Source organism: Pandoraea anapnoica, from assembly GCF_902459765.1.
Taxonomy (GTDB): domain Bacteria; phylum Pseudomonadota; class Gammaproteobacteria; order Burkholderiales; family Burkholderiaceae; genus Pandoraea; species Pandoraea anapnoica.
Genome location: NZ_CABPSP010000014.1, coordinates 59,464 through 84,108 on the forward strand (window position 1 = coordinate 59,464; position 24,645 = coordinate 84,108).

General features: G+C 63.9%; 20 protein-coding genes. 12 read left to right on the forward strand and 8 right to left on the reverse strand.

All coding sequences use genetic code 11. The annotated features are described in order from the left end of the window. The first annotated feature begins 6 nt into the window (after positions 1-6). The 3 genes from prpF (at position 7) to PAN31117_RS21015 (ending at position 3,747) form a co-directional block, all read left to right on the forward strand. Positions 7-1,203, forward strand: coding sequence for a 2-methylaconitate cis-trans isomerase PrpF (prpF, locus tag PAN31117_RS21005; protein WP_150739910.1), 1,197 nt, complete (start codon positions 7-9; stop codon positions 1,201-1,203). Positions 1,204-1,252: 49 nt separating this feature from the next. Next, positions 1,253-2,710 carry a bifunctional 2-methylcitrate dehydratase/aconitate hydratase gene (locus PAN31117_RS21010; RefSeq protein ID WP_150739911.1) on the forward strand — a complete coding sequence of 486 codons (1,458 nt, stop codon included), beginning with the start codon at positions 1,253-1,255 and terminating at the stop codon, positions 2,708-2,710. Between the two features lie 215 nt (positions 2,711-2,925). After that, positions 2,926-3,747, forward strand: coding sequence for an aminoglycoside phosphotransferase family protein (locus PAN31117_RS21015; protein WP_150739912.1), 822 nt, complete (start codon positions 2,926-2,928; stop codon positions 3,745-3,747). A gap of 10 nt (positions 3,748-3,757) precedes the next feature. Here the strand turns inward: PAN31117_RS21015 and PAN31117_RS21020 are convergent, their stop codons facing one another. Continuing rightward, the gene (locus PAN31117_RS21020; protein ID WP_370855782.1) at positions 3,758-5,014 is read right to left on the reverse strand and encodes an MFS transporter; all 1,257 of its coding nucleotides are present in this window, start codon (positions 5,012-5,014) and stop codon (positions 3,758-3,760) included. A gap of 154 nt (positions 5,015-5,168) precedes the next feature. Here PAN31117_RS21020 and PAN31117_RS21025 point away from each other — a divergent pair, with 154 nt between their 5' ends. Next, positions 5,169-6,062, forward strand: coding sequence for a LysR family transcriptional regulator (locus tag PAN31117_RS21025; protein WP_150739913.1), 894 nt, complete (start codon positions 5,169-5,171; stop codon positions 6,060-6,062). A gap of 9 nt (positions 6,063-6,071) precedes the next feature. Here PAN31117_RS21025 and PAN31117_RS21030 read toward each other — a convergent pair whose 3' ends face one another. Then, complete coding sequence (locus PAN31117_RS21030; protein ID WP_150739914.1) at positions 6,072-7,223, reverse strand: glycerate kinase; 1,152 nt, start codon at positions 7,221-7,223, stop codon at positions 6,072-6,074. A gap of 501 nt (positions 7,224-7,724) precedes the next feature. Between PAN31117_RS21030 and PAN31117_RS21035 the strand changes: the two genes are divergently transcribed. The 4 genes from PAN31117_RS21035 (at position 7,725) to glpK (ending at position 12,478) form a co-directional block, all read left to right on the forward strand. Beyond that, positions 7,725-8,228, forward strand: coding sequence for a hypothetical protein (locus PAN31117_RS21035; RefSeq protein WP_150739915.1), 504 nt, complete (start codon positions 7,725-7,727; stop codon positions 8,226-8,228). Positions 8,229-8,343: 115 nt separating this feature from the next. Continuing rightward, positions 8,344-9,186 carry a DeoR/GlpR family DNA-binding transcription regulator gene (locus tag PAN31117_RS21040; protein ID WP_246189199.1) on the forward strand — a complete coding sequence of 281 codons (843 nt, stop codon included), beginning with the start codon at positions 8,344-8,346 and terminating at the stop codon, positions 9,184-9,186. A gap of 191 nt (positions 9,187-9,377) precedes the next feature. Next, a complete protein-coding gene (gene glpD, locus PAN31117_RS21045; RefSeq protein ID WP_150740018.1) occupies positions 9,378-10,898 on the forward strand; it encodes a glycerol-3-phosphate dehydrogenase in 1,521 nt (506 codons plus the stop codon). A gap of 77 nt (positions 10,899-10,975) precedes the next feature. Continuing rightward, a complete protein-coding gene (gene glpK / locus PAN31117_RS21050; RefSeq protein WP_150739916.1) occupies positions 10,976-12,478 on the forward strand; it encodes a glycerol kinase GlpK in 1,503 nt (500 codons plus the stop codon). Positions 12,479-13,273: 795 nt separating this feature from the next. On the opposite strand, the gene PAN31117_RS21055 is transcribed toward glpK, so the two are convergent. Both PAN31117_RS21055 and PAN31117_RS21060 read right to left on the reverse strand, forming a co-directional pair. Further along, positions 13,274-13,978: a fumarylacetoacetate hydrolase family protein gene (locus PAN31117_RS21055; RefSeq protein WP_150739917.1), complete on the reverse strand. Its 705-nt coding sequence runs from the start codon at positions 13,976-13,978 to the stop codon at positions 13,274-13,276. Between the two features lie 130 nt (positions 13,979-14,108). Continuing rightward, entirely contained in the window at positions 14,109-14,528 is a 420-nt protein-coding gene (locus PAN31117_RS21060; protein ID WP_150739918.1) for a VOC family protein, read from the reverse strand. Between the two features lie 168 nt (positions 14,529-14,696). Here PAN31117_RS21060 and PAN31117_RS21065 point away from each other — a divergent pair, with 168 nt between their 5' ends. Next, on the forward strand, positions 14,697-15,623 hold the full coding sequence (locus PAN31117_RS21065; protein WP_150739919.1) for a LysR family transcriptional regulator: 927 nt from the start codon (positions 14,697-14,699) through the stop codon (positions 15,621-15,623). Here PAN31117_RS21065 and PAN31117_RS21070 read toward each other — a convergent pair. The 4 genes from PAN31117_RS21070 to PAN31117_RS21085 are packed head-to-tail and all read right to left on the reverse strand — an operon-like array spanning position 15,595 to position 20,324. Next, entirely contained in the window at positions 15,595-17,166 is a 1,572-nt protein-coding gene (locus tag PAN31117_RS21070) for an efflux transporter outer membrane subunit (RefSeq protein ID WP_150739920.1), read from the reverse strand. The two genes, PAN31117_RS21065 and PAN31117_RS21070, sit on opposite strands and share 29 nt — an antisense overlap. 4 nt (positions 17,167-17,170) lie before the next feature. Next, the gene (locus PAN31117_RS21075; protein ID WP_150739921.1) at positions 17,171-18,328 is read right to left on the reverse strand and encodes an ABC transporter permease; all 1,158 of its coding nucleotides are present in this window, start codon (positions 18,326-18,328) and stop codon (positions 17,171-17,173) included. Then, a complete protein-coding gene (locus PAN31117_RS21080) occupies positions 18,325-19,344 on the reverse strand; it encodes an ABC transporter ATP-binding protein (protein WP_150739922.1) in 1,020 nt (339 codons plus the stop codon). Before PAN31117_RS21080 ends, PAN31117_RS21075 begins: the two co-directional genes overlap by 4 nt. Then, complete coding sequence (locus PAN31117_RS21085) at positions 19,341-20,324, reverse strand: HlyD family secretion protein (RefSeq protein ID WP_246189200.1); 984 nt, start codon at positions 20,322-20,324, stop codon at positions 19,341-19,343. The genes PAN31117_RS21080 and PAN31117_RS21085 overlap by 4 nt, the downstream gene beginning before the upstream one ends. A gap of 265 nt (positions 20,325-20,589) precedes the next feature. On the opposite strand from PAN31117_RS21085, the gene folE reads away from it, so the two are divergent. From folE to PAN31117_RS21100, 3 genes are all read left to right on the forward strand, one after another. Next, positions 20,590-21,156, forward strand: a complete 567-nt coding sequence (gene folE, locus PAN31117_RS21090; protein WP_150574792.1) for a GTP cyclohydrolase I FolE — start codon at positions 20,590-20,592, stop codon at positions 21,154-21,156. 176 nt (positions 21,157-21,332) lie between these two features. Further along, a complete protein-coding gene (locus PAN31117_RS21095; RefSeq protein WP_150739923.1) occupies positions 21,333-24,074 on the forward strand; it encodes an RCC1 domain-containing protein in 2,742 nt (913 codons plus the stop codon). Continuing rightward, the gene (locus PAN31117_RS21100; protein WP_150739924.1) at positions 24,049-24,552 is read left to right on the forward strand and encodes an RCC1 domain-containing protein; all 504 of its coding nucleotides are present in this window, start codon (positions 24,049-24,051) and stop codon (positions 24,550-24,552) included. The genes PAN31117_RS21095 and PAN31117_RS21100 overlap by 26 nt, the downstream gene beginning before the upstream one ends. Positions 24,553-24,645 lie beyond the last annotated feature (93 nt).

Below are 24,645 nucleotides of genomic sequence, written 5' to 3' on the forward strand. Positions count from 1 at the left end.
GCTGTGATGGCGCATCAGCCACAAATTCGCATTCCCGCCACGTACATGCGTGGCGGCACGAGCAAGGGCGTGTTCTTCCGCTTGCAGGACCTGCCCGCCGCCGCGCAGACGCCCGGTCAGGCCCGCGACGCGTTGCTCATGCGCGTGATCGGCAGCCCGGACCCGTATGGCAAGCAGATCGACGGCATGGGCGGCGCGACGTCGAGCACCAGCAAGACGGTCATCATCGCCAGGAGCGAGCGGCCGGGGCACGATGTGGACTACCTGTTCGGGCAAGTCTCCATCGACCAGAAGTTCGTCGACTGGAGCGGCAACTGCGGCAATCTGTCGGCGGCCGTCGGCCCGTTCGCGATCAGCGGCGGACTGGTGGACCCGGCGCGCGTGCCGCGCGATGGCGTGGCCGTCGTTCGCATCTGGCAGGCCAACATCGGCAAGACGATCATCGCCCATGTGCCGATGACGGACGGTGCGGTGCAGGAAACGGGCGACTTCGAACTCGACGGCGTGACGTTCCCGGCCGCCGAAGTGCAGCTCGAATTTCTCGACCCGGCCGCCGAAGAAGAGGGTGATGGCGGTGGTGGTGCCATGTTCCCGACCGGCAATCTCGTCGACGATCTCGAGGTGCCCGGCGTGGGCACGTTCAAGGCGACGATGATCAATGCGGGCATCCCGACCATCTTCCTTAACGCCGAAGAGATCGGTTACAAGGGCACCGAGTTGCAGGACGCCATCAACAGCGATCCGAAGGCGCTTGCCATGTTCGAGACGATTCGCGCGCACGGCGCGATTCGCATGGGACTGATCAAGGATGTGTCGGAAGCGGCCACGCGCCAGCACACACCGAAGGTCGCGTTCGTGGCGAAACCGGCGGGCTACACGGCGTCGAGCGGCAAGGCGGTGAATGCCGGAGATGTCGATCTGCTCGTGCGCGCGATGTCGATGGGCAAGCTGCATCACGCGATGATGGGCACGGCGGCCGTGTGTATCGGCGCGGCGGCCGCGATTCCGGGGACGCTCGTGAATCTGGCGGCGGGCGGCGGCGAGCGTAACGCGGTACGCTTCGGTCATCCGTCCGGCACATTGCGTGTCGGGGCAGAGGCTAATCAGGAAGGCGGTGAATGGACGGTCACGAAGGCCATCATGAGCCGCAGCGCGCGTGTGCTGATGGAAGGCTGGGTGCGCATTCCGGGAGATGCCTTCTGACCGGACGCGGGTCCGGTACCGAACCGTCTCACCTCACAGGAGGTCGTCAATGTCCGCAGGTGCTTCGAACGTTGCGAATGTGCGCCCCTCGCCCGACAAAGTCCTCACGGACATTGCCGACTACGTCCTGACCTATGAGATCCGCAGCGATCTCGCCTTCGACACCGCACGCAACTGTCTCATCGACACGCTTGGTTGCGGTTTCGAAGCGCTCTCCTATCCCGCGTGTACCAAACTGCTCGGCCCCATCGTGCCGGGCACCGTCGTGCCCAACGGCGCGAAGGTGCCCGGCACGCCATATCAACTCGATCCGGTACAGGCCGCGTTTAGTCTGGGCGCGATGATTCGCTGGCTCGACTTCAACGACACGTGGCTGGCGGCCGAGTGGGGACATCCGTCGGATAACCTTGGCGGCATTCTGATGACGGCCGACTGGCTCTCGCGCACGGCCGTCGCGCAGGGCCAGCCACCGCTGACGATGCGTCATGTGCTCGCTGCGATGATCAAGGCGCACGAAATTCAGGGATGTCTGGCGCTGGAGAATTCGTTCAATCAGGTCGGGCTCGATCACGTGGTGCTGGTCAAAGTGGCGTCGACGGCGGTCGTCGGTGAAATGCTGGGCCTGTCGCGCGACGAGCTGATCGATGCGCTCTCGCTGGCGTTCGTCGACGGGCAGAGCCTGCGCACGTATCGTCATGCGCCGAACACCGGCAGCCGCAAGTCGTGGGCGGCAGGCGATGCGACGAGCCGTGCGGTGCGTCTCGCGCTTATGGTGCGCACCGGCGAGATGGGCTATCCGTCGGTGCTCACGGCAAAGACGTGGGGCTTTTATGATGTGCTGTTCAAGGGCAAGCCGTTCGCATTCCAGCGGCCTTACGGGGCGTATGTGATGGAGAACGTGCTGTTCAAGATTTCGTTTCCGGCCGAGTTTCACGCGCAGACGGCTGCGGAGGCGGCGATGACGTTGCATCGACAGTTGCTGGCGACGGGGCGTAGCGCGCAGGACATCCGCTCGGTGAAGATTCGCACGCACGCGGCGGCGATTCGCATCATCGACAAGCAGGGGCCGCTCTCCAACCCGGCGGACCGCGATCACTGCATCCAGTACATGGTGGCCGTGCCATTGCTGTTCGGAAGGTTGACGGCTGCCGACTACGAAGACGATGTGGCGGCCGACCCGCGCATCGATGCATTGCGCGCGAACATTGTGTGCGAGGAAGATCCGCAATTCACCCGCGACTATCACGATCCCGACAAGCGCTCGATTGCCAACGGCCTGACCGTCACCCTGAACGACGGTACGGTGCTCGACGAAGTACTTGTGGAGTACCCGATCGGGCATCGACGACGCCGTGACGAAGGCATTCCGTTGCTGGTGGAGAAGTTCAGAACGAATTTGGCGCGCCGCTTCGCCGCGCGGGCGCAGGTGCGCATTCTCGACGTGGCGCTGGACCAGCAACGGCTCGAAGCCATGCCCGTCCATCAGTTTGTGGACTTGATGGTGTAAAGGGGCAACGGGCATGACGTGCGTTCAGACGATAGGAAAGGCGCTGTTCGACGCCGGTTGGACGAGTCGCATCAACGTAGCCCACTTCATGGCTGACCCGATGACGCTAGACGGTGCCTGGCGTCAGTGGCGGCGCCAGATGCCAGTGCTTTACAACGTCGAAGCCGCATCGTCTGGTACTGTGGACCTCCATCGAAATCCACGTAACCAATGAAGTGTCGGACTCCGTTTTCGAACCCTATATCCAACGCTGGCACCTGACGCCGGACGGCGCACCTTTCGCGTCGCTCGGCGGACTTCTGCTGCCCGTGCATCGGGCCGGTACGCCCGCGATCCTCAAGATTTCGCGCTCCCCTGAAGAAGTCGCGGGCGGTCAGCTCATGGCATGGTGGCAAGGCGATGGCGCGGCGCCCGTGCTTGAGATCGAAGGCGAGGCGTTGCTGATGGTCCGGGCGCAGGGTGAGGCCTCGCTCACGCAGATGGTCAGGGACTGCCGAGACGACGATGCGACACGAATTCTGTGCGAAACGGTGGCGCATTTACATCGGCCGCGTCTGGCGCCTGGACCGGCGCTAACACCGCTTCCCGAGTGGTTCCACTCGCTGCTCAATCTTCCGGAAAATTCACCGGACGTTCTGAAACGTAGTGCTCAGACTGCCCGCATGCTGCTCGACACGACGACGCATACCGTCGTGCTGCATGGTGATATCCACCATGCCAATGTGCTCGACTTCGGCACGAGGGGCTGGCTCGCCATCGACCCGAAAGGGCTTCGCGGCGAGCGCGGTTTCGACTACGCGAACCTCTTCTGCAATCCCGATGTAGAGATGGCGCGCAAGCCCGAAGTCTTCGCCCGACGCGTCGACATCGTGACGCGAACGGCCGCCATCGACCCGCGACGTCTACTGCAATGGGTGCTGGCGTGGGCGGGACTATCGGTCGTCTGGATGCTCGAGGACGACCACGGGCAGCTTAATGGGGAGGCCGAAGGCCGTCTGGACGTCGCGCGACTGACGGCTGCCGCGCTGGACGCCTGATCGCTTCATCTCACTGCGCTGAAGCTTCGTTATCCGCCACGCCAGCGTTGCGGCGAACGCCACCCACCCAGTGAAGCGCGAGGGCCAGCACGCCGAGCGCAATGCCCAAGCTTACGACGCCCGTCCATCCGAAGCGCGCCATCAGCCATCCACTCACTGTCGCACCCACTGCGCCGCCAAAGAACGTCGCCGTCATATAGAGACTGTTGATTCGCCCTTGCGCTTTCGGGTCGACCGCGAAAGCGCGCGTCTGATTGGACACAAGACCTGCCTGCACGCCGATGTCTAGCACGATCACCCCGATCACGAGCCACGCCAGCGAGGCGTTCGCACCTCCGAGCAGCACGTAGCTGAGCGTGACGATCCCGATGCTCACCCCGACCACACCGCGCGGCCCCAGCTTGTCGGTCGCGCGTCCACCAAACGACGCAGCGAATGCACCGGCCGCGCCGATGATGCCGAATGCGCCCGCCCACGCGCTGCCGAGATGCCAGGGCCCGTCGGCGAGCAGTGCCGCCAGATTTACCCAGAACGCGTTGAAGCAGGCCCAGAGCAGCGCCTGAATCATCATCGACTCGCGCAGGGGACGATGGTCGCGAGCCAACGGCCACAGGGACGCCAGCAGACGGCCATACGAAAGATCGGTGCTGGGACGCCCCTTCGGTAACAACATCGCGGCGGCGATCCACACCGGGATCATGAAGGCCGCTTCCACGCCGTAGACGGCGCGCCATCCGAACCCTTCACCGACAATGCCCGCAATCGTTCGTCCGAGCAGAATCCCGATCATGATGCCGCTCACGACGGTGCCCACCGCCCGGCCGCGCTGACTGGGCGCCGACATGACGGCGGCGAACGGCACCAGTTGCTGCGGCACACAGCACACGATCCCCAGACCGAACGACGCGCCGATCAACGCCCAGATGCCCGGTGCAAATGTCGCGGCCAGCGCGAAGCAGAAGGCCAGCGCAATTTGCACGAGCACGAGTTTGCGGCGGTCGTACCGGTCGCCCAGCGGCAGCAACAACGCGAGCCCGCCGGAGAAGCCGAGTAGCGCGGCGGCTGCGACGAGATCCACCGTGCCGAGATCGACGCGCATGTCCGAAGCAATCAACGGCAGGATCGGCTGTGTGCAGTAGATGTTGGTGACGACCGCGCCAGCAATCGCGCCCATCATCACAATCTTGCTGCGCGAGGCGATCTCCTGTGCCGCTTGTGGCGGGGCGGTGGTGGCGGACGAGGCGGTGGGGGAATTGGGTGGACGCACGATGCTCTCCTGATATGACGATGACCGGTGCGGGAAGGGGCGGTGTCTTGCGACGATCGTGCCTCACCCGCTCAGGTCTCGACATTACGTGGTTGCATCCATGTAGAGAATCCATCAAGATCAGGAATCATCTTTCCAAAATTTGGTAGGGTCTATGAATCGACTCGAATCCATGTCGATCCTGATCGCGGTGGTCGATGCGGGCAGTTTGTCGGCCGCAGCACGCGGACTCGGCATGCCGCTGGCGACCGTCAGCCGTAAAGTCGGGGAACTGGAAGCGCATCTGAAAACGCGGCTCCTGCATCGCACGACGCGTCAGTTGTCGCTCACAGAAGCCGGGAGTACGTACGTGGCCGCGTGTCGCAGAATTCTCGAAGAGATCGGCGAAGCGGAGCGCACGGCGACGGGCGAATATGCCACGCCGAAAGGCGAACTGGTGCTGACCGCGCCCGTCGTGTTCGGTCGTCTGCACGTGCTGCCGGTCGTGGCGGAATTCCTCGCGCAGTACCCGGAGATCGACGTCAGTCTCCTGCTGACCGACCGCGTCGTACATCTGATGGACGAGCAGGCGGATGTGGCACTGCGCATCGGTCACTTACCGGATAGCTCGATGGTGGCGTCGCGCATCGGAACTGTGCGACGTGTCGTCTGCGCCAGTCCGAACTATCTGGAGACGCATGGCGAACCGAAGAAGCCACACGACCTCGCCGGTCATGCGTGCATTACGTTCGAGGTGCTGGCGTCGCGCCGTGCGTGGGAGTTCGGCGAGGGACGAACCGGGCAGTCGGTGCCGATTCGCTCGCGGCTGGCGGTGAATACCGCCGAAGCGGCGATCTCGGCGGCGGTGCTCGGTGTGGGTTTCGTGCGGGTGTTGTCGTATCAGGTGGCGCAAGCCGTGCGTGACGATGCACTGCGCGTGGTGCTGGACGACTTTGAGGCCACCCCGCTCCCCGTCAATCTGGTGCACAAGGGACAAACGCCGTTGCCCCTGAAGTTGCGTGCATTTCTCGACTTTGCGGTTCCACGCTTGCGGGCGCGGATCGCCTGATCCTTGCGCTCAACCCTTGTGCGTATAACGCAGTCGCGCCATCTGTTCGGCGCTGTCGGTCAGCAGACCGGCTGCGTCGGCAATGGCTTTCTCCAGGGTGGTCGGACCGAACGTCAGCGAGAAGCAGCCTGAGAAAACGCGCGACAGACTCTCCAGCGCCGTGCGGTCGATGGCGCCTGAGAGTAGCGACGCCGTCGCACCGGCCTTGATGGCCACCTGTGCCGCGATCATCGGCGTCTTGCCCGACAACGTCTGACCGTCGCTGCGGCCTTCGCCGGTGATCAGCCAGTCGGCGCCTTCCACCGCTTGCGGCAGTCCCACGCGCTCGGCCACTACTTCCGCGCCCGAGCGGAACTGTGCGCCCAGCAGATGCAGCGCGAAACCCAGCCCGCCCGCTGCCCCGGCGCCCGCGCGGCTCGCGGCTTCGCTGGCGTTGAACGCGCGGTGTGCGTGACCGGCGAAGTGGGCGATGGCGCGGTCGAGCGGTTCGACCTGCGCTTCGCTCACACCCTTTTGCGGGCCGAAAATCGCTGTCGCGCCTTGCTGGCCATTCAGCGGATTGTTGACGTCCGACATGGCGACCAGTTCGCAATCCTTCAGACGTGCATCGAGTCCGTTCAGATCGATCGACGCCACGCGATGCAGTGCCGCCGGGACCGGTTGCACTTCTTCTCCGGCTTCGTCGAGCAAGCGCGCACCGAGGCCGACAAGCAGACCCGCGCCGCCATCGTTAGTGCTACTGCCGCCCAGACCGATCAGCACGCGGCGCGCACCGGTGTCGAGCAGGGCACGCAGCAACTCGCCAAGCCCGACCGTCGAGCGCTCGGCCACCGGCGTCTGCATGCCGACCGGATCGGTAATGCTCACGACGTTGGCGCTTTCCAGCACGCCCGTACCGTCGGGCATGACACCATACTCGGCCATCACCGACGCCTTGCCCGCACCACGCACGGACAACGGTACGCGTCGCCCGCCTGCGGAAAGCAGGGCGTCGAGCGTACCCTCGCCGCCGTCGGCCATCGGGCGCAAGCGCAGATCGGCCTGCGGCAGCACGCGGGCGATGCCTGCGGCGATGGCTTGCGCCACTTCAGGCGCGCTTAGCGAACCTTTAAACGAATCGGGGGCGATGACGATGATCGGGGCTTGCGCATTGCTGGACATGGAAATCGGGACAGTCGCAAAAAGTGAAACGGGTTGGCTGGCGTCACGCGTGCTCGCTGTCCGCTTGTTGTTATCGCTTATGGCGCTCCGGCGAGGCGGTGAGTTATCCGCAAACCGGTGGCAGAGCACACGCTGACTCGCTGCCGGATGGGGCGCGAGGCGGTGCGGCGAGTGTGACAGAAACCAGCAATATACGCGATTCGGGCCTGCGCGCATTGCGCGAATTGCCATGCTATGAATAACGCGAGTAAGATGAGCGCCAACTGGCGGCACGTCGCCCGATAGGCTACAAGGCCCGTGTAATCGAAGCGCGGGACATGTGCGGGTGAGTGCCGTGCCGGTCGTCTTACAGATCGCGATTTGGCGGTATTCGGGACGACGGGGCGACCAACAAGACCAAGACGGCGCGCGCGATGGCTTCGCACGGATGCATCAAGACATCCTCTGGCCACCGTACCATCGCGCGCCGGGATCAGATACCAGCATGTGTGGAGCGGGGCAATGGACCGGGGCATCAACACGAATTCCGACAAGGCGCGCGGGGCGAAGCGTCGTGTGGCCAGCGCGCTCGCTGCGGCGGGCCTCACGTTCGCGGCACTGCTCGCCGGGTGCGCGCAAACCGCTCCCGTCGCCGCGCATGACGATCCGCCTGTGGGCAGCGTCGCCGATGTGGCCCCGGAGAACGTCAAAGTCGAGACCTTGCCCGCGTACCGCGACACCATCGACGACGCGCGGGGCAACGGCGCCGTGTGGCAGGGATCGTCGAAGAAGGCTTTTGCGCGCGTGAGCGCCTGCACGGCCCGGTTGTGGAAGAAGCAACTGCCTTACGCGCGTTTGCAGCGCGTGAAGGCGGGCTCAGGCCAGACCCTCGAACTCTCCTCGAACGACGACGGCATTCTCGCCATCCTCGACCTCGCACCGCGCAAGCCGGGTAGTGAAGGCTCGCTCTATCTCGGTTCGACCGGCCCGCAATCGCTCGCCGACGCCGTGCGCCAGTGCCTTTGAGCGCATGACCGGACACACGCCGGTCACGGTGGTGTCATACAACGGCGGGGTATCATGACGGCGAACGCGCAGCCAGCCGGGCTGCGCGATGGTTTTTCTTTGCGCGTGTGTGCCGATGTCTCATTCCGAATCCGCCGAATCCGTTGATATCTCCGAAGCTCCGATCGCGGCGGGCGCAACTGGCGATGCGGGCCATGCGTCGCTGAACCCGCGTCAGCAGGCGCTTTTCGACGCGGTGCGCCGCGACGGCTTTCTCACGGTCGACGAACTTGCTGCCCGCTTCGACGTCACCCCGCAAACCATCCGGCGCGACATCAACTTCCTCGCCGAACGCAAATGGGTGCGTCGCTATCACGGCGGTGTCGGCTTACCCGGCGGCGCTGAGAACGAAGCTTACGACGCACGTCAGACGCAACTGGCCGACGAAAAGCGCCGCATCGCCGTGCGCCTCGCCGAGCAAATCCCCGATCACGCCTCCCTCTTCATCAATCTGGGCACCACGACGGAAGCTGTGGCGCGAGCGTTGTCGCGTCACCGGGGATTGCGCGTCATTACGAACAACCTGCATGTAGCTGCCATGATGAGCGGCTATGCCGACGCTGAAGTCATCGTCACGGGCGGCGTGGTGCGCGCCCGGGATCAAGGGGTGACGGGCGAGGCCACGCTCGATTTCATCCGCCAGTTCAAGGTCGACTTCGGCATCGTAGGTATCTCCGCCATCGATGCCGACGGGACGCTGCGCGACTTCGATTACCGTGAAGTGCGTGTGGCCGAGGCCATCATCGCGCAGTCGCGCACCGTGTTTCTGGCGGCCGATCACAGCAAGTTCGGACGCCCGGCGCTGGTGAGGCTGGGGCATCTCTCTCAGGTCGACGCGCTGTTCACCGATCGTCCGGTGCCCGCGAGTATGGATGCCGTGATCGCCGAGGCCGGCACGCTGGTTCACGTCGCGGATTGATCGCTGGCGCGAATTCGCACATCGCACCGATGAAATGTGCGAATTCGAAACCAGTGACGCGTGATATGTTAAAATTCGAATATTGATGTTCGGAATCGAACATTCTCGAACTTTCCTGATTTGACCCCCATCGCTGGGAGTAACACGTGCAGACACCCGTTCAAACGCCATCGGACAACGGCTCGGCCCCTTTGGCGTCGGCCCCCACTTCTGCCCCGTACGATCTGCTGGTCGTGGGCGGCGGCATCAACGGCACCGGCATCGCGCGTGACGCTGCCGGTCGCGGTCTGCGTGTGTTGCTCGTCGAGCAGGACGATCTGGCGTCGCACACGTCGTCGGCCAGCACCAAGCTGATCCACGGCGGTCTGCGCTATCTCGAGTACTACGAATTCGGACTGGTGCGCAAAGCGTTGCAAGAGCGCGAAGTGCTGCTGCGCGCGGCGCCTCACATCATGTGGCCGCTGCGTTTTGTCATGCCGCACATGCCGAACCTGCGTCCCGCCTGGATGATCCGCGCGGGGCTGTTTCTTTACGATCATCTGGCGCGTCGTGAAATTCTGCCCGGCTCGCGTGGCATCGACCTGCGTCAGCATCCGGCGGGCGCGCCGTTGCGTGAGGACCTGACGCGCGGTTTCGTCTACTCGGACGGCTGGGTGCAGGACGCGCGACTGGTGGTACTCAACGCGCAGGACGCCGCCGAGCGAGGCGCGACCATTCTTACGCGCACGCGCCTGGTGGGCGCGGAGCGCGGCGAGCACTCGTGGACGGCGCAACTGGAGACGATTACCGGCGAGCGTCAGACCGTGCGGGCGCGCGCCATCGTCAATGCAGCGGGGCCGTGGGTCGGTCATCTGCTGAGTGACGTGCTGCGTCAGCCCGCAACGCATCGCATCCGCAACGTCAAGGGCAGTCACATCGTGACGCGCAAGTTGTTCGATCACGACCACGCCTATATTTTCCAGAACCCCGACAAGCGCATCATCTTCGCCATTCCGTACGAGCGCGATTTCACGCTGATCGGCACGACCGATCTGGAGTATCTCGGCGATCCGGCGAAGGTCGAGATCAATGAAGACGAGATCGCTTACCTCTGCAAGTCCGCCAGCGAGTACTTCACCAAGCCGATCATGCCCGTCGATGTCGTGTGGACGTATGCGGGCGTGCGTCCGCTGATGGAGGAGGACGTGTCGAATCCGTCGGCCGTCACGCGCGATTACAAGCTCGAACTCGACGCCCCCGGCACGCGCGCGCCGCTGCTCTCCGTGTTCGGCGGCAAGATCACTACGTACCGGCGTCTTGCGGAAGAGGCGATGTCGCATCTGCACGGCGCGCTGGGCTTCACGCATGGCGACTGGACGGCGGGCGCACCGCTGCCGGGCGGCGATATGGCCGAGCCCGACGCAGGCGTATTCGAGACCTCGCTACGCGCGCAGATGCCTTGGTTGCCGTCGTCGCTGGCTCAACGTTACGCGCACACCTACGGCACGCGCACGCATGTGCTGGTAGGCGACGCGAACTCGCTCGACGGTCTCGGCACCCGCATCTGCGGCGAGCTCTATGAGGCCGAATTGCGCTATCTGGTGCAGTACGAGTGGGCGCGCACCGCGCAGGACGTCCTGTGGCGCCGTACGAAACTCGGTCTGCACGTCGGCAAGGAAGGGGAGGCCAGCGTCGAGCAATGGTTTGCCCGGCATCTGGAGATGGCCGCCTGAGTCCGTTCGGAAGTCATCGCACTATCGCAACATCGCATTAGCAAGACTAAAAAAGCTGCATCAAGGAGACGAATGCAATGGCAGGAGGCGCCTACATCCTCGCGTTCGATCAGGGCACGACGAGCTCGCGAGCGCTGCTGTTCGACCGCGACGGTCACGTCGTCTCGACCGCGCAGAAGGAGTTCCGTCAGATTTACCCGCATCCGGGCTGGGTCGAGCACGATCCACGTGAAATCTGGGCGACGCAAGCTGGCGTCGCCGCCGAAGCGCTCACGCATGCGGGCGCAGGGGGCAGAGACATCGCCGCCATCGGTATCACGAATCAGCGCGAGACGACCATCGTGTGGGATCGTCGCACGGGCGAGCCGGTGTACAACGCGATCGTCTGGCAGGATCGCCGCACGGCCGATTTCTGCGACGCGTTGCGTGCGCAAGGCAACGAGGCGCTTGTCGCGCAGCGCACGGGTCTGCGCATCGATTCGTACTTCTCCGGCACCAAGATCCGCTGGATTCTCGATAACGTCGACGGCGCACGTGAGGCAGCCGAAGCGGGGCATCTCGCGTTCGGCACCGTCGACAGCTGGTTGGTGTGGCATCTGACCGGCGGCAAGCTGCACGTGACCGACGTGTCGAATGCGTCGCGCACGATGCTCTTCAACATCCACTCGCTCGAATGGGACGACGAGCTGCTGGCGCTGCTCGACGTGCCGCGCAGTATGCTGCCCGAAGTCCGTTCGTCGAGCGAAGTCTATGGACACACGGCTACACCGTTGTTCTCAGCACCCGTGCCGATTGCAGGCATCGCGGGCGATCAGCAGGCGGCGTTGTTCGGACAGATGTGCCTGTCGCCGGGTATGGTGAAGAACACCTACGGCACTGGCTGCTTCATGGTGATGAACACTGGCGACAAGCCGCAGGCGTCGAGCCATAACCTGCTGACGACGGTCGCCTGGAAGATCGGCAATCGTGTGGACTACGCGTTGGAGGGCAGCATCTTCATCGGCGGCGCGGTGGTGCAGTGGCTGCGCGACGGGTTGGGCATCATCCGTCATTCGCGCGATGTCGAAGCGCTCGCCACCAGCGTGCCCGATGCCGACGGCGTCGTGCTCGTGCCCGCGTTCGCCGGACTCGGCGCACCGCACTGGCAACCGCGCGCACGCGGCACGCTGTTCGGTGCGACGCGGGGCACGACCGCTGCGCACGTGGCGCGTGCCGCGCTCGACAGCATTGCGTTCCAGACGCTCGACGTGCTGCGTGCGATGGAAGCCGACGCCGGTCTGCATGTCTCGGAATTGCGTGTGGACGGCGGCGCTGCGGCTAACGATCTGCTGATGCAATGGCAGGCCGATCTGCTCGGCGCGGACGTTGTGCGTCCCAAGGTGATCGAGACGACGGCCGCAGGCGCGGCGTACCTCGCGGGACTAGCGGTGGGGTATTGGCCGGACATCGACACGTTGCAGCGTCAATGGCAATTGCAGCGGCGCTTTTCGCGCAAGTTGTCCGAGGACGACGTCACACGCGCGGTGGCCGGTTGGCAGCGCGCGGTGCGTGCGGCGAAGGTCTGGGCGGAAGATAGCTGAGAAAGGCAGCTGAACAGAAAAGCAGGCGCACCGCGCTCGCGGGCGCCTGTCGGACACGAAGTCACCTGACGAGGGAAGACTTCAGACGCAAAACGCATCGACGCATAACCGCTTTGAGTTTTGACGCTTCAACGCAGCGCTCGCCCGGGCGCGACATGACGACGGTCTCCGGCGGCGTCATGCCGACGGTGCCGCCAGCTCGCACATCGTTCGCGGGGATGACGTCGGGCCGACTTGGCAGGACTCGCAGGCGCGAGCGACCTGACGCAGGGACTTAGGGCGCAAGGCCCGGTGCGGCGCATTTGCATGATCCTCTCCCCGAATGTTCCCAACGCACGATCCGTCTCTTGATACGACGGTCACTGGTGCAATCCGTCCGCACCCGGGGCGCTCCCGGCGAGGGGATAGGCATCGGGCGTGCCGGGGCCATGTGGCGTGCATGGCTTGATTCCCGAGGCGGTCGGCCAGGCGAAGAGACTTCCCCGAGGGCGGACGGCTTGCCTCCTCCTTAATGCGAGAACCGTGCCAAAGCGCGCAACCCTTTGAATCGACAGGAGAGTTCGAGGAATGAAACGGGGGATTTGCCGCTATGCAGCGAAAAACGTTTCAGGAATGAACGAAGACGCCCCGAGGGGCGGTGAAGGAAAATTCGTGACACGTCTGACGGCAATTTAGGCAATGCACTTGACAGCCAATGCCGACGGGCGATTGCGCCGCCGACATGGCACTTATGCATAGGGTTATCAACAGTTGCTGTGGATATCCTTGCCGTCAGAGGTAAGGTTCGTTGCGAACTCAGGCCGCTGGTTTCTGGCCGACGGTAAACGTGATTTCGCCGACACCGGCCACACCGGCGCTCACCTTGTCGCCCGGCTCCAGCGGGCCGACGCCAGCAGGCGTGCCGGTGAAGATCAGGTCGCCAGCGGCAAGCTTCACGCTGCGCGAGATCTCGGCGATCAGGTCGGGCACCGACCAGATCAGCTCGTTGAGATCGCCGGTCTGACGGTTTTCACCGTTCACGTCGAGCCACACACGGCCTTCGTTCGGATGGCCGACGTCGCCCACGGCGTGCAGAGGGCCGCACGGTGCCGAGGCGTCGAACGCTTTGCCCCAGTCCCACGGGCGGCGCGTGTCCTTCGCCTGCTGTTGCAGATCGCGACGCGTCAGATCCACACCAACGCCATAACCCCACACCAGCGACAGCGCGTCGCCCGCATCCACGTTCTCGCCGTCGGCACCGATGGCGACCACCAGTTCGATCTCGTGGTGCAGCTCACTGGTGAGCGGCGGGTAGGGCAGCGTGCCCTCGGCGGCGACCACGGCGTCGGCGGGCTTCATGAAGAAGAACGGCGGCTCGCGGTCCGGATTGCTACCCATTTCGCGGGCATGCGCGGCGTAGTTGCGGCCCACGCAGAACACGCGGCGCACGGGGAAACGGGCATCGCTGCCAGCAACAGCGACCGACGCCTGGGGCGGGGCCGAAATAACGAATTGGCTCATGAGAAGACTCTCGACTGATATGAGACGAATACCGACAACAAACACAAAACCATAACAAAACAATAAACGCCGTCCGGCAATCAAATGCCTGACGACGTGGGAAATTCCGATCCTACGCGCTGTGCGCCGACTACTTGGCGAACACCTGCGACATATCCGCGAACGCCTTGAACTCCAGCGCGTTGCCCGACGGGTCGTAGAAGAACAACGTCGCCTGTTCGCCGACCTGCCCCGCGAAGCGGATATGCGGCTCGATCACGAAGCGGGTACCGGCGGCGCGAAGGCGATCGGCCAGTGCGTGCCACGAAGGCATATCAAGGATAACGCCGAAATGCGGAACGGGAACCTCGTCGCCGTCGACCGGGTTCGTGATGCGCTTGCCTGCCTCGTCGGGCGAGAGGTGCGCGACCAACTGATGGCCGAAGAAGTCGAAGTCGATCCAGTGGTCCGAGCTGCGGCCCTCGGCACAGCCCATCACGTTGCCGTAGAACTGGCGGGCGGCGTCGAGATTGTGGACGGGGAAGGCGAGATGGAACAGCGGCGTTGCCATGAGAGTCTCCGGTGCAATGTGGGGTTGAATTCGGGGGCCGGTTTTTCGGTGCAATGCCCCGTGTCATGGCGCGTCACCTGTGTGCGCCGATTTCCGGTAAATTCTATCTATCGATAAAAATAATTAAAAACGAATAATTCGGCTACTCAGCAACAAAATTTTCGATTCATGATCCGTTACCTCAAAACCTTTGTCACGGCAGCCGAAACCGCGTCGTTCTCCGCAGCGGGCGCGCGTCTCGGACTGACACAGTCGGCGGTGAGCGCGCAGATCCAGCGTCTGGAAGACGACCTCGGCGTGCAGCTCTTCGAGCGCACCGGACGCGCCGTGTCGCTCTCCGACGATGGCCGTCGTCTGCTGTCGCAGGCGCAGGGTGTGATCGCGGGCTACCAGTCCATGCGCGGCGAGGCGGGCGCGTTCGGGGGGCAGGCAGCGCTCGCACCGATCAACGTCGGTGCGATTCTGACCGTGCAGTTGGGACTACTGCCGGGCGCAGTGCAGCGCTGGACGTCGCTTGGGGCCATGCCCCATCTGAACATCGTGCCAGGGATGTCGGTGCAACTGCTGGCTCAACTCGATGCCCGGGAACTGGATCTGGCCGTGATGATTCGTCCGCGCATCGGTGTGCCTGTGGACATGAAGTGGCTCACGCTGATGCACGAGCCGTATGTGGCCATTGCGCCGAAAGGCACGCGCGGAACGGTCGCCGACTGGAGTGCGATGCTGCCGTTCGTGCGCTACAACCGGCGCTCGTACGGCGGCGATCTCGTCGAGCGGTACCTGCGACGGCATCGGCTCTGGGTGCGTGAGGGTGTGGAGCTGGACGAGCCGGAAGTCATTCTGCGCATGGTGCGCGCGGGGTTGGGCTGGTCCATCGTGCCCGCTACGCTCATCGGTTTGCCGGTCGATGCAGATACGAAGCGCCCGACACCGAAGTCCGGCAAGTCCGGGGGCGCTGGCGTTCAGGTGCTGCCGCTGTCTGGCGCGCCGCTCACGCGTGAGCTTGGGGTGCTTGCGCGTCAGTCGGCACTCAAGCGTGCGCCGGTCAATGCGTTGATGAAATGCCTCAGTGAGGAGGCGGCGTCGCGGGGTTAATCGGTGCATGGGACGTGTCGCCCGTACTGGCGTTGCCATCGCTATCGGCAGACGGCACGATAACCGCGCCCCCCAGCGCTTGCCAAAGCGCCGCAGTATCGGCCAGCCGTGCGCCTTGCGTTTCCAGCCGGGCACGGGTGGCGTCAAGCGCCTGACGTTGCGCATCGAGCAGGGCAAGGTGACTGATGCCACCAGCGCGATAGCGGGCCTCGGCGATGCGGTAAGCGTTCTCGGTCCGTTGCGCAGCATCCGCCTGTGCGACCAGCTTGTCGGCATCGGCGTCGAGCGCGCGCATCGCATCGGCGACTTGCGCGAGGCCGAGCAGCACCGTGTCCTGATATGACGCCAGCGCTGCGTCATACGCGGCCACCGCCGAGCGACGTTGCGCGCGCAACTCACCGCCACGCAAGAGCGGTTGCAGCAGGTTCATTCCGATATTCCAGATGTTGACGCCGTTGCCCAGATCGGCGGTGCGCATTCGTTGCGTGCCGAAACTCCCGGACAAGGTGAACTGCGGATACAGATTCGCGGTTGCGACGCCCACGTCGGCGCTGGCCTTATGCAATAGCGCCTGCGCGGCGCGGATGTCGGGGCGTCGGCTGACCAGCGTCGAGGGCAGCGATACCGGCACCGTTTGCGGCAGTTGCAATGCCGTGAGGTCGATCGTCGGCGATGTGAACGCGCCCGGCGGCTGACCGACCCAGCGTGCCAACTGATGGTCGTACTGCGCGATTTGCTGACGAAGGGGCGGCAATTGCGCCGACGTTTGTGCGACCAGCGCCGCCTGATTCTGGACGTCGAGCGTGGCGACGCCGCCAGCCCGTTCCCGCGCGCGCGTGATGTCGAGTTGCTGGCGCTGTGCGCTCAGCATGCCGTCCAGCGCGGCGAGTTGGGCGCGGGCGCTGGCCTGTCGCAACGCGGCCGTCACCACATTGCCCGCGAGCGAGAGGCGGGCGGCGTCGCGTTCGAAGCGTTGATAGTCGATTTGCGCGGCAAGCCCTTCGAGCGCACGACGATTGCCACCGAAGACGTCGAGCGTGTACGACACATCGACGCTCGCGTTGTAGAGCGTAAACGGGCCGGGACTCGGCACGCTGGTGATGCCGAACGACGCGAGATCGACCTGCTCGCGCGTGCCGGAGATCTTCAGATCGGCCGACGGCAGCAGGCGCGCGCCCGTCTGCGCGCGATAGTCCTCCTGCGCCTGACGCAGCTTCGCTTCCGCTTGCCGCAGCGTCGGACTGTCGGCCAGCGCCTGCGCAACGAGCGCGTTCAGCGCGGGCGAGCCGAAGCGCGTCCACCATTCGGCGGGCACGTCGTCGCCGGTGGTCAGCGTCTGGGGTTCGCTCTGATGGGTGACGTCCCCCGAAGCTCCCGCCGTCGTGACCGGTTGTACCCCGCTGGTGTACTGCGCGACGGCAGGGCTATCGGGCGTGCGAAAGTCGGGGCCGACGGCGCAGGCCGACAGCGCACCGGTCAGCCCGATCAACAGACCGAGTTTGAGCGGTGCGAAGCGAGGGAACTGAGGGCGGATGGCGCGCATGGAGCTAGTCGAGCGTTCGTTTATAGAACCTGACGGCGACCGTCATGAGCACGGCGCAGAAGACGAGCAGCGGCCACAGGTCGTGCCAGGCGTCGGCCCAGCCATTGCCTTTGAGCAGAATGCCGCGAATGAGCCGGTTGAAGTACGTAAGCGGCAGCACGTTGCCGATCGCCTGCGCCCACGCGGGCATGCCGCGAAACGGAAACATGAAGCCGGAGAGCAGCATGTTCGGCAGAAAGTAGAAGACCGTGAGCTGCATCGCCTGCAACTGATTCTGTGCGAAAGACGACAGTGCGATGCCGACCGTCAGATTGGCGGCGATGAAGACGAGCGCCGACAGATAGATCGCGATCACGCTGCCTTCGAACGGAACGTGAAACACGAAGCGCGCCGCGATCAGAATGATGCTCGCCTGAATCAGACCGATGGCGATATACGGCACGATCTTGCCCGTCATGACCTCAATGGGCAGCACCGGTGTGGCGAGCAGATTCTCCATCGTGCCGCGCTCGCGTTCGCGCACGATGGCCAGGCCGGTCATCATCGCGAGCGTCATCGTGAGGATCACGCCCATCAGCCCGGGAATGATGTTGTATTGCGTGATGCCCTCGGCGTTGTACAACCGGTGGACCTGAACGTCGAAGGGCGCGTTGCCGGATGACGAGCCAGACCCGCCCAGCGACGCCAGCGGCCCCGTCAGATCCTTCTGCGTGACGGACTGGGCGATGGCGGGCAGCGCACCGAGCGCCGAGGCCATGGCCATCGGGTCGGTGGCGTCGGCCTCGACGAGCAGCGCGGGGCGCTCGCCGCGCAGCAGGCGGCGTGTGAAGTCGGTCGGAATGTTGAGCACGAACTGCACACGGCCCTGCGCCAGGGCCGCGCGTCCGGCCTCTTCGCTCGTGAGTGTTTCGGTAAAGCGGAAGTAGCCCGAGTGCTGCATGGCGGCGGTGAAGCTGCGGGTGAATTCGCTGTCATCGTGCATCAGCACCGCGGTGGGCATGTGCTTCGGGTCGGTGTTGATGGCGAAGCCGAAGAGTGTCAGCTGCACGAGCGGGACGGCGACGATCATGGCGAACGTCACCCGGTCGCGGCGCAACTGGAGGAACTCCTTGCACACGATGCTCCACCAGCGCGCGACGGAGAAGCCCAGCGGTGCGCTCATGGACCGTCTCCGAAGTTGTCTTTCGCGTGACTCATCAGATAGATGAAGACGTCTTCGAGACTCGTCTCGATGGGCGTCGCACGCAGTCCTCGCTCGGTCTCAAGGCGACGCAGGAGTTTCTCCAGTGCGTCGGCGTCGGTCCCGCTCACATGCAAGGCGCTGCCGAACGCGACCGTCTGCGCCACGGCCGGTTGTTCGCGCAACTCCCGAGCGAGATCGACAAGGTCGTCGCCATGCACCGTCCGCGTCGACAGATGCTGGCTTTCGATGACCTCGGTCGCCGAGCCTTGCGCGAGCAGTTCGCCGTACGAGATGTAGGCCAGCTTGTGGCAGCGTTCCGCCTCGTCCATGTAATGCGTGCTGACGAGCACCGAAATGCCTTGGGCCGCCAGTTCGTGCAGTTCCTCCCAGAAGTCGCGCCGTGCGGTCGGGTCGACACCTGCGGTCGGTTCGTCGAGCAGCAGCACTTGCGGCTCGTGCAGCATGCACGCCGCGAGCGCGAGTCGTTGCTTCCATCCCCCTGAAAGCGCGCCGGTCAGTTGCTTCGCGCGCGCTTTGAGTCCAAGGCGCTCGATGGCGTGTTCGACGGCCTCGCGCCGATTGGGCATGCCGTAGACACGGGCGACGAAATCGAGGTTCTCGCGGATCGTGAGGTCTTCCCAGTACGAGAAGCGCTGCGTCATGTAGCCCACGTGCCGTTTGATCTGTGCGGACTCGCGCACGATGTCGAAGCCGAGGCACGTGCCGCTGCCCGAGTCGGGCGTGAGCAGGCCGCACATCATGCGAATGCAGGTCGTCTTGCCGCTGCCGTTCGGTCCGAGAAAGCCGAAGATCTCACCGCGTCGCACCTGCATCGACAGGTCCTTGACGACATGTTTGTCGCCGAAGTGTTTGTTCAGGCCGCGCACGTCGATGGCGAGCGTGTGGTCGTCCTGCTGGGCGTTTTGCCGTCCTCGCTCGGGTGACGACGCGTTTCGCTGCGCGGCGGCATGATCCGCGTTGTGAGAGGTGGTCATCGGCGCGTCACCTGCACGGGCTGGCCCGGGTTCAGCTTCACGGCGTCCGCCGCAGCCGGATGTGCCTCGATCATGTAGACGAGTTTGTCGCGCGTGTCGTTGCTGTAAATGACGGGCGGCGTGTATTCCGCCTGATTGGCGACGTAGGTCACGCGCGCATCCACACCCGCACCGCAACCGTCGCAGGCGATGTGCACGGTCTGCCCGGCGCGCAGTTCACCGAGTGCCGCTTCGGGCACGAAGAACCGCACCTTGATGTTCGCAGGTGGCAGCAGACGCACCACAGGACTGCCCGCCGCCACCCATTCGCCGACGCGGTACATCGTGTCGTAGACGCGACCGGCGGCGTTTGCGACGGCGTGCTTCTGCGAGAGTTGCCAGTCGGCCTGCGCGAGCGATGCGCGTGCTACGTCGACCTGTGCCGCTTGCGACTGGCGCTGTGCCTCGCGGCCGGGCAGACGGGCGACGGCCAGACTGGCCTGCAATTCCTGCACGCGCGCGGTGGTGGTGCGGGCGTCGGCACGGCTGGCTTCGAGTTGTTCGCGGGAGATGCCACCGGCGGCGTATTGCGCCTGATCGCGGTCGAATTGGCTGCGCGCCTTGTCGCGGGCGGCGATGGCCTGCGTTAGTTGGGCCTTTGAGACGTCGATTTCGTCGGGACGTTTGCCTGTGCCGAGATCGCGCAGTTGGGCCTCGGCGCTCGCGAGCGTCTCGCGCGCGTGGGCCTGCGCGGCACGTTCAAAGGTGGATTCGAGATCGAAGAGGGCATCGCCCGCTTTCACCGCCTGGCCGCGCGCGACGGCAAGCGACTGCAAGGTGCCCGCCTGCGAGGAGGCGACGTAGACGAACTCACCTTCGACATAGCCTTGCCAGGGCTCGGGGCCACGGTTGCCGCAACCGGCCAGCAGCGCGAGCGCAGCGAAGGCGGTCGAGCAAGCAAGGGTCATCGCGTTGATGCACATGCGTGGGAGTGCCCACATGGCGCGCCTCGTGCGTTGCGGTTGTCCGTCGCCACCTTATCGCAAAAGCTAGCCCGGCGGCAATCGGGGCGGGCCGTGTCCCGGTGTGCTCAGAACCGGCCTCACAACCGCGCTTACAACCGCGCTTACAACCGGGCTTACAACCGGGCGGCTGCATGCGGGCGATGTGACTCTCTGTTATTGTGCGCACATGTCCGGTGGCGCGGGGATGCGCAAAACATAGCGGCGCAGCGCTCCGGACCCAATGCATGGGAGCTTGATTGATATGTCTCACGACACGTTCGACGAAAACGACTGGAAGCGATTCCTGAAACACATCGGCGAAGATCCGGAACGTTCCGGTTTGCATGAAACACCGGCGCGGGTGCAAAAAGCGTGGCGTCAGTGGACGGCAGGTTACGGCCAGGATCCGGCTGAAGTGCTCAAGGTCTTCGAAGACGGGGCCGAGCAATACAACGAATTGATCGTGGTGCGCGGTATTCCGGTGTACAGCCACTGCGAGCACCATCTCGCACCGTTCTTCGGCAAGGCGACCATCGGCTATCTGCCCAACGGCAAGATCGTCGGTCTGTCGAAGCTCACACGTCTGGTCGATTGCTTTGCGCGTCGCCTGCAAGTGCAGGAGCGTCTGACGACGCAGGTCGCCGAAGCGCTGATGACGCACCTTCAACCGAAGGCCGTTGGTGTCGTGGTGTCGTGCCGCCATATGTGCATGGAGAGCCGTGGCATTCGCACGGCAGGCGAAGAGACGGTGACCTCGGCGATGCTCGGCGAATTGCAGCCCAATCTAGCGCTGCGCACGGAATTCCTAGCGCTCGCCCGTGAGAAGTAATCGTATGTAAGGCGGTGCCGGGTGAGTGCCGTTCCCCCCCACAAACGAAAGACGCCAGCAGCCTATTCGAACTGACCCCCAAGGGGTGGACATCGGTCCAGCCCTTGGGGGTTTTTCATGAGCAAGTGGTGACCTGTCAACGTTGACAGTTGTCGCGCGACGGTCGAGAAGGCGAAATGGAGATCCGATCGTCAATTCGGAGGTCCGTCATGAATGTCCGCGACAAATTCTCCACGCGCGATACCACTCGTCTTCCGGACGACACGTTGCCGCCTTTTGCGACGGCCGAGTTACCCAAGCCGATTGTCGAAGAAGCGGTAGGCGACATGCTCAATCCTGACGATGTCGACGACTTTGCCACTGTGACGGTCATGCCGTATGAAGGTATGACGTCCGGCGATATCGTGTGGATCTTCTTCGGGCAGGGCAGCGGCGGCGGCGAGGAAATCGACTACGTCCTGATTTCGGACAATCTGGTCGGCCGCTCGGTACGAATGGATGTGCCGAAGGAAAAGGTGTCGTTCTTCGATACGGCAACGGTGACGGTCTATTACGCGGTGCACCGGGATGGTGTGCTGTGGGCGCGCTCGGAAGACCTGGTCCTCAATGTCATGACGCCGATGCGCTGGCCTGCCCCGTATGTCGAGGAGGCCGTGGGGGATGACCTGCCCGAGGACGCGTTTGCGCGTGGGGTACGGACGGTCGTGCCACGGCATGAGGACATGCAAGCGGGCGACGTCATCAAGCTCTTCTGGGAGGGCGGGGGAAATCAATACACGGACAGCATTCCCATTTCTTCGCCGATAGACTTCCGGTTCCGCGTGCAGAAAGAAACGGTCGATCTGTGGATCGGCCAGACCGTGCAAATCTTCTACACGATCACGCGCGGCGCCACCGTCATTCACTCCGAAGTGCTGAATTTGCGCGTGGCCATTACCGAAACCTTGTTGCCAGCGCCTGTCATGGATCAGGTCGTCGACGGCAAGCTAAACCTGGCCGACGTGACTGACTTCGTCGACTTCCGCATACTGCCTTATGAGGGGATGCGTGCAGGCGACATCGTCTTCGTCGACCTCGGACCGGGGGAGGGTAATGGCGGCGCGACGGTCACGATTCAGGTGAGCCAAAACGGCGTGGGCCTTCCGCTGGAGGACGCTTTTGCGCGTCACGAGGTCGAGCGGTTCGTCGGCCAGACGGTAGCGGTGAAATATCGCGTCGAAGGCGTGACCGGTCACCGGGAGTCGGAAGCGTTGATGGTGGAGGTGATCGAGGCGGCGGCCACGTTGAATCCGCCCAACATCCCGGCGGTCAGCAACGGCGAGCTCGATCCACGTCAGGTATTGGGCGGCGCGCAGGTCGTCGTGCCGTTTGCCAGCCTCATGCAACAAGGCGACCGGGTTGTCCTGACGTGGGACTGCACCAAGGACGCAGGCGACTACACCGATACCAATTTTGTCGGAGGTGGCAACGGCGACATCCCATTCACGGTCCCATACGACATGATCGCGAAAGGTATCGACGGCACCGTTACAGTGACGTATGAACTGCTACGCGGCACCACCGTAATCGGCACCGGTTCGGCCATGGCATTCGTGATCAGACGGCCTGAACTGCCAGCCGTGGTACTGGTGGAAGCCGACGGCGGCAGTCTGGACCCCGATGATGTGCCTGCGCAAGGGGCGAGCGTCGAAATTGCGTCGACCGCGCTATTCGCGCTCGACGATGTCGTGACGCTCATCTGGAGAGGTACGACCGAGTACTCGACGTCTCATACGATCACGGCCGCCGATGTCGGGAGCAGCCTTGTGATGAAGGTGCCGAAGGCCCAAGTGGTAGAGAACATCGGTACGGTCGTCACTGTGTATTACACCATCCGACGAACGCTGACAGGAGACACCGAAGAATCGCCTCTCTCGGTTTATGAAGTGTATCGCGAGTCGGGCAGCGGCGGCTTGGTCGTCCTGGGTGCCCGTAATGGTGACGCGGACTATCGCGTCTCGGGCGCGGGACGGTATCTGCGCGCTGTGAGCGCCACGACGCGCAACGACATCGTGGCCGAGTGGCGATACGAGGGGGATATGACGTCCGAGTCAGGGGTGTCGTTCCTAGACAAAGAACCGTGGCGATTACTGCACGTGCGCGCCGGAGAAGTATCCATCTCGGTTCTCCCCCTGCATCTGGTCGGCTCCGGGTTGAATTTCTCCACCTCGGACGGAGCCGCCTCCTTTGCCGCGCTGCTGAGTACTGGTAGGCCGTATGCGTGGGCACATTTTGGTTATGGTGGGAACATTCCGATGGACGTCATGGGGATCGATGTCCAGGAAATTCACAGTACGCACTACGCGTTCGCCGCGCGTCGAAGTGATGGAGAAGTGCATATGTGGGGAGATCCATACCATGGCGGCGCGGTGGGGTACCGGCCTACCAACGTCATGCGGCTGGCGGGAAGTCAAGGCGCGTTTGCCTGCGTCAAGCACGATGGAATGCTTCTGGCTTGGGGCCGCGACAATATGGGTGCCACGTTGACGCAAGAAGCGATTGATGTACGCGACGCGCAAAGCATTGTCGCCGCAGGATGGGCATTTTGTGCTGTGCGCAAAACGGGCGATCTGGTGACGTGGGGGCGGGAGGAGTACGGTGGCGCGATTCCCGCAATGCTGAAGGCGGGGCCCTATGTGAGCGTGCGTGGCAACGGTTACGCCTTTTCTGCGTTGCGCGCCAACGGCACCGTTGTGGCCTGGGGCTATGATCTACTCAGCGGGAAGCTCTCGGAGGAGGTGGAGGCTGCGGACAACATTGTCGAGATCGCCGCCTCGACGCAAGCGGCATTTGCGGTGCTCACGTCAGAGCGCAAAGTCATGGCATGGGGGGGGCAAGGATTATGGTGGGGTGGTGCCGGACTTCATCAAGCAACTTGACGACATCGTCGAGATTGTAGGCATCGATCAAGCCTTCTGCGCCCGCCGTGAAGACGGCCGGATCGCGTGCTGGGGACACCGAGGCTATGGTGGCATTCTTCCGCCGGAGTATGAGTTTGAAAAATTCGTCCAGGTGACGGGGACGGCGGTGGCATTCGCAGGGCTCAAGGCCGATGGTACGGTGGTAACGTGGGGAGATGCAGAGCGTGGTGGCGACTCGTCGGCGGTGAAGGAGCGTTTGGTCGACATTCGGGCCGTCTACGCCAATAGTCAGGCATTCGCCGCGATCCCGGCAGGCGGCGGCGTGGTCACATGGGGCATAGCGAAAGGCGGGGGCACGCCGACACCGGATCAAATGGCCGTTCTGAACGACTACCTACGCTATGACACACCCGGATCGGTCGTGTCGCCGTCCTCGCCACAAGGGCGCGCCCTCGCAATCTTCCGAGCGAAAAATCTCGCATCGATCGTTGCATGAGACGGCACTACGACAACAGTGAACAGCCCCCAATAGTTGGCGATTATTCCAACCCTTGGGGGCTTCCTAAGCTCGGACCAAAGCTCCCCTCCG

Coding starts and splice junctions, on each gene's coding strand:
- prpF (WP_150739910.1), top strand. CDS start 7: ATGGCGCATCAGCCACAAATTCGCATTCCCGCCACGTACATGCGTGGC.
- PAN31117_RS21010 (WP_150739911.1), top strand. CDS start 1,253: ATGTCCGCAGGTGCTTCGAACGTTGCGAATGTGCGCCCCTCGCCCGAC.
- PAN31117_RS21025 (WP_150739913.1), top strand. CDS start 5,169: ATGAATCGACTCGAATCCATGTCGATCCTGATCGCGGTGGTCGATGCG.
- PAN31117_RS21030 (WP_150739914.1), bottom strand. CDS start 7,223: ATGTCCAGCAATGCGCAAGCCCCGATCATCGTCATCGCCCCCGATTCG.
- PAN31117_RS21035 (WP_150739915.1), top strand. CDS start 7,725: ATGGACCGGGGCATCAACACGAATTCCGACAAGGCGCGCGGGGCGAAG.
- PAN31117_RS21040 (WP_246189199.1), top strand. CDS start 8,344: ATGTCTCATTCCGAATCCGCCGAATCCGTTGATATCTCCGAAGCTCCG.
- glpK (WP_150739916.1), top strand. CDS start 10,976: ATGGCAGGAGGCGCCTACATCCTCGCGTTCGATCAGGGCACGACGAGC.
- PAN31117_RS21055 (WP_150739917.1), bottom strand. CDS start 13,978: ATGAGCCAATTCGTTATTTCGGCCCCGCCCCAGGCGTCGGTCGCTGTT.
- PAN31117_RS21060 (WP_150739918.1), bottom strand. CDS start 14,528: ATGGCAACGCCGCTGTTCCATCTCGCCTTCCCCGTCCACAATCTCGAC.
- PAN31117_RS21065 (WP_150739919.1), top strand. CDS start 14,697: ATGATCCGTTACCTCAAAACCTTTGTCACGGCAGCCGAAACCGCGTCG.
- PAN31117_RS21070 (WP_150739920.1), bottom strand. CDS start 17,166: ATGCGCGCCATCCGCCCTCAGTTCCCTCGCTTCGCACCGCTCAAACTC.
- PAN31117_RS21075 (WP_150739921.1), bottom strand. CDS start 18,328: ATGAGCGCACCGCTGGGCTTCTCCGTCGCGCGCTGGTGGAGCATCGTG.
- PAN31117_RS21080 (WP_150739922.1), bottom strand. CDS start 19,344: ATGACCACCTCTCACAACGCGGATCATGCCGCCGCGCAGCGAAACGCG.
- PAN31117_RS21085 (WP_246189200.1), bottom strand. CDS start 20,324: ATGTGGGCACTCCCACGCATGTGCATCAACGCGATGACCCTTGCTTGC.
- folE (WP_150574792.1), top strand. CDS start 20,590: ATGTCTCACGACACGTTCGACGAAAACGACTGGAAGCGATTCCTGAAA.
- PAN31117_RS21095 (WP_150739923.1), top strand. CDS start 21,333: ATGGAGATCCGATCGTCAATTCGGAGGTCCGTCATGAATGTCCGCGAC.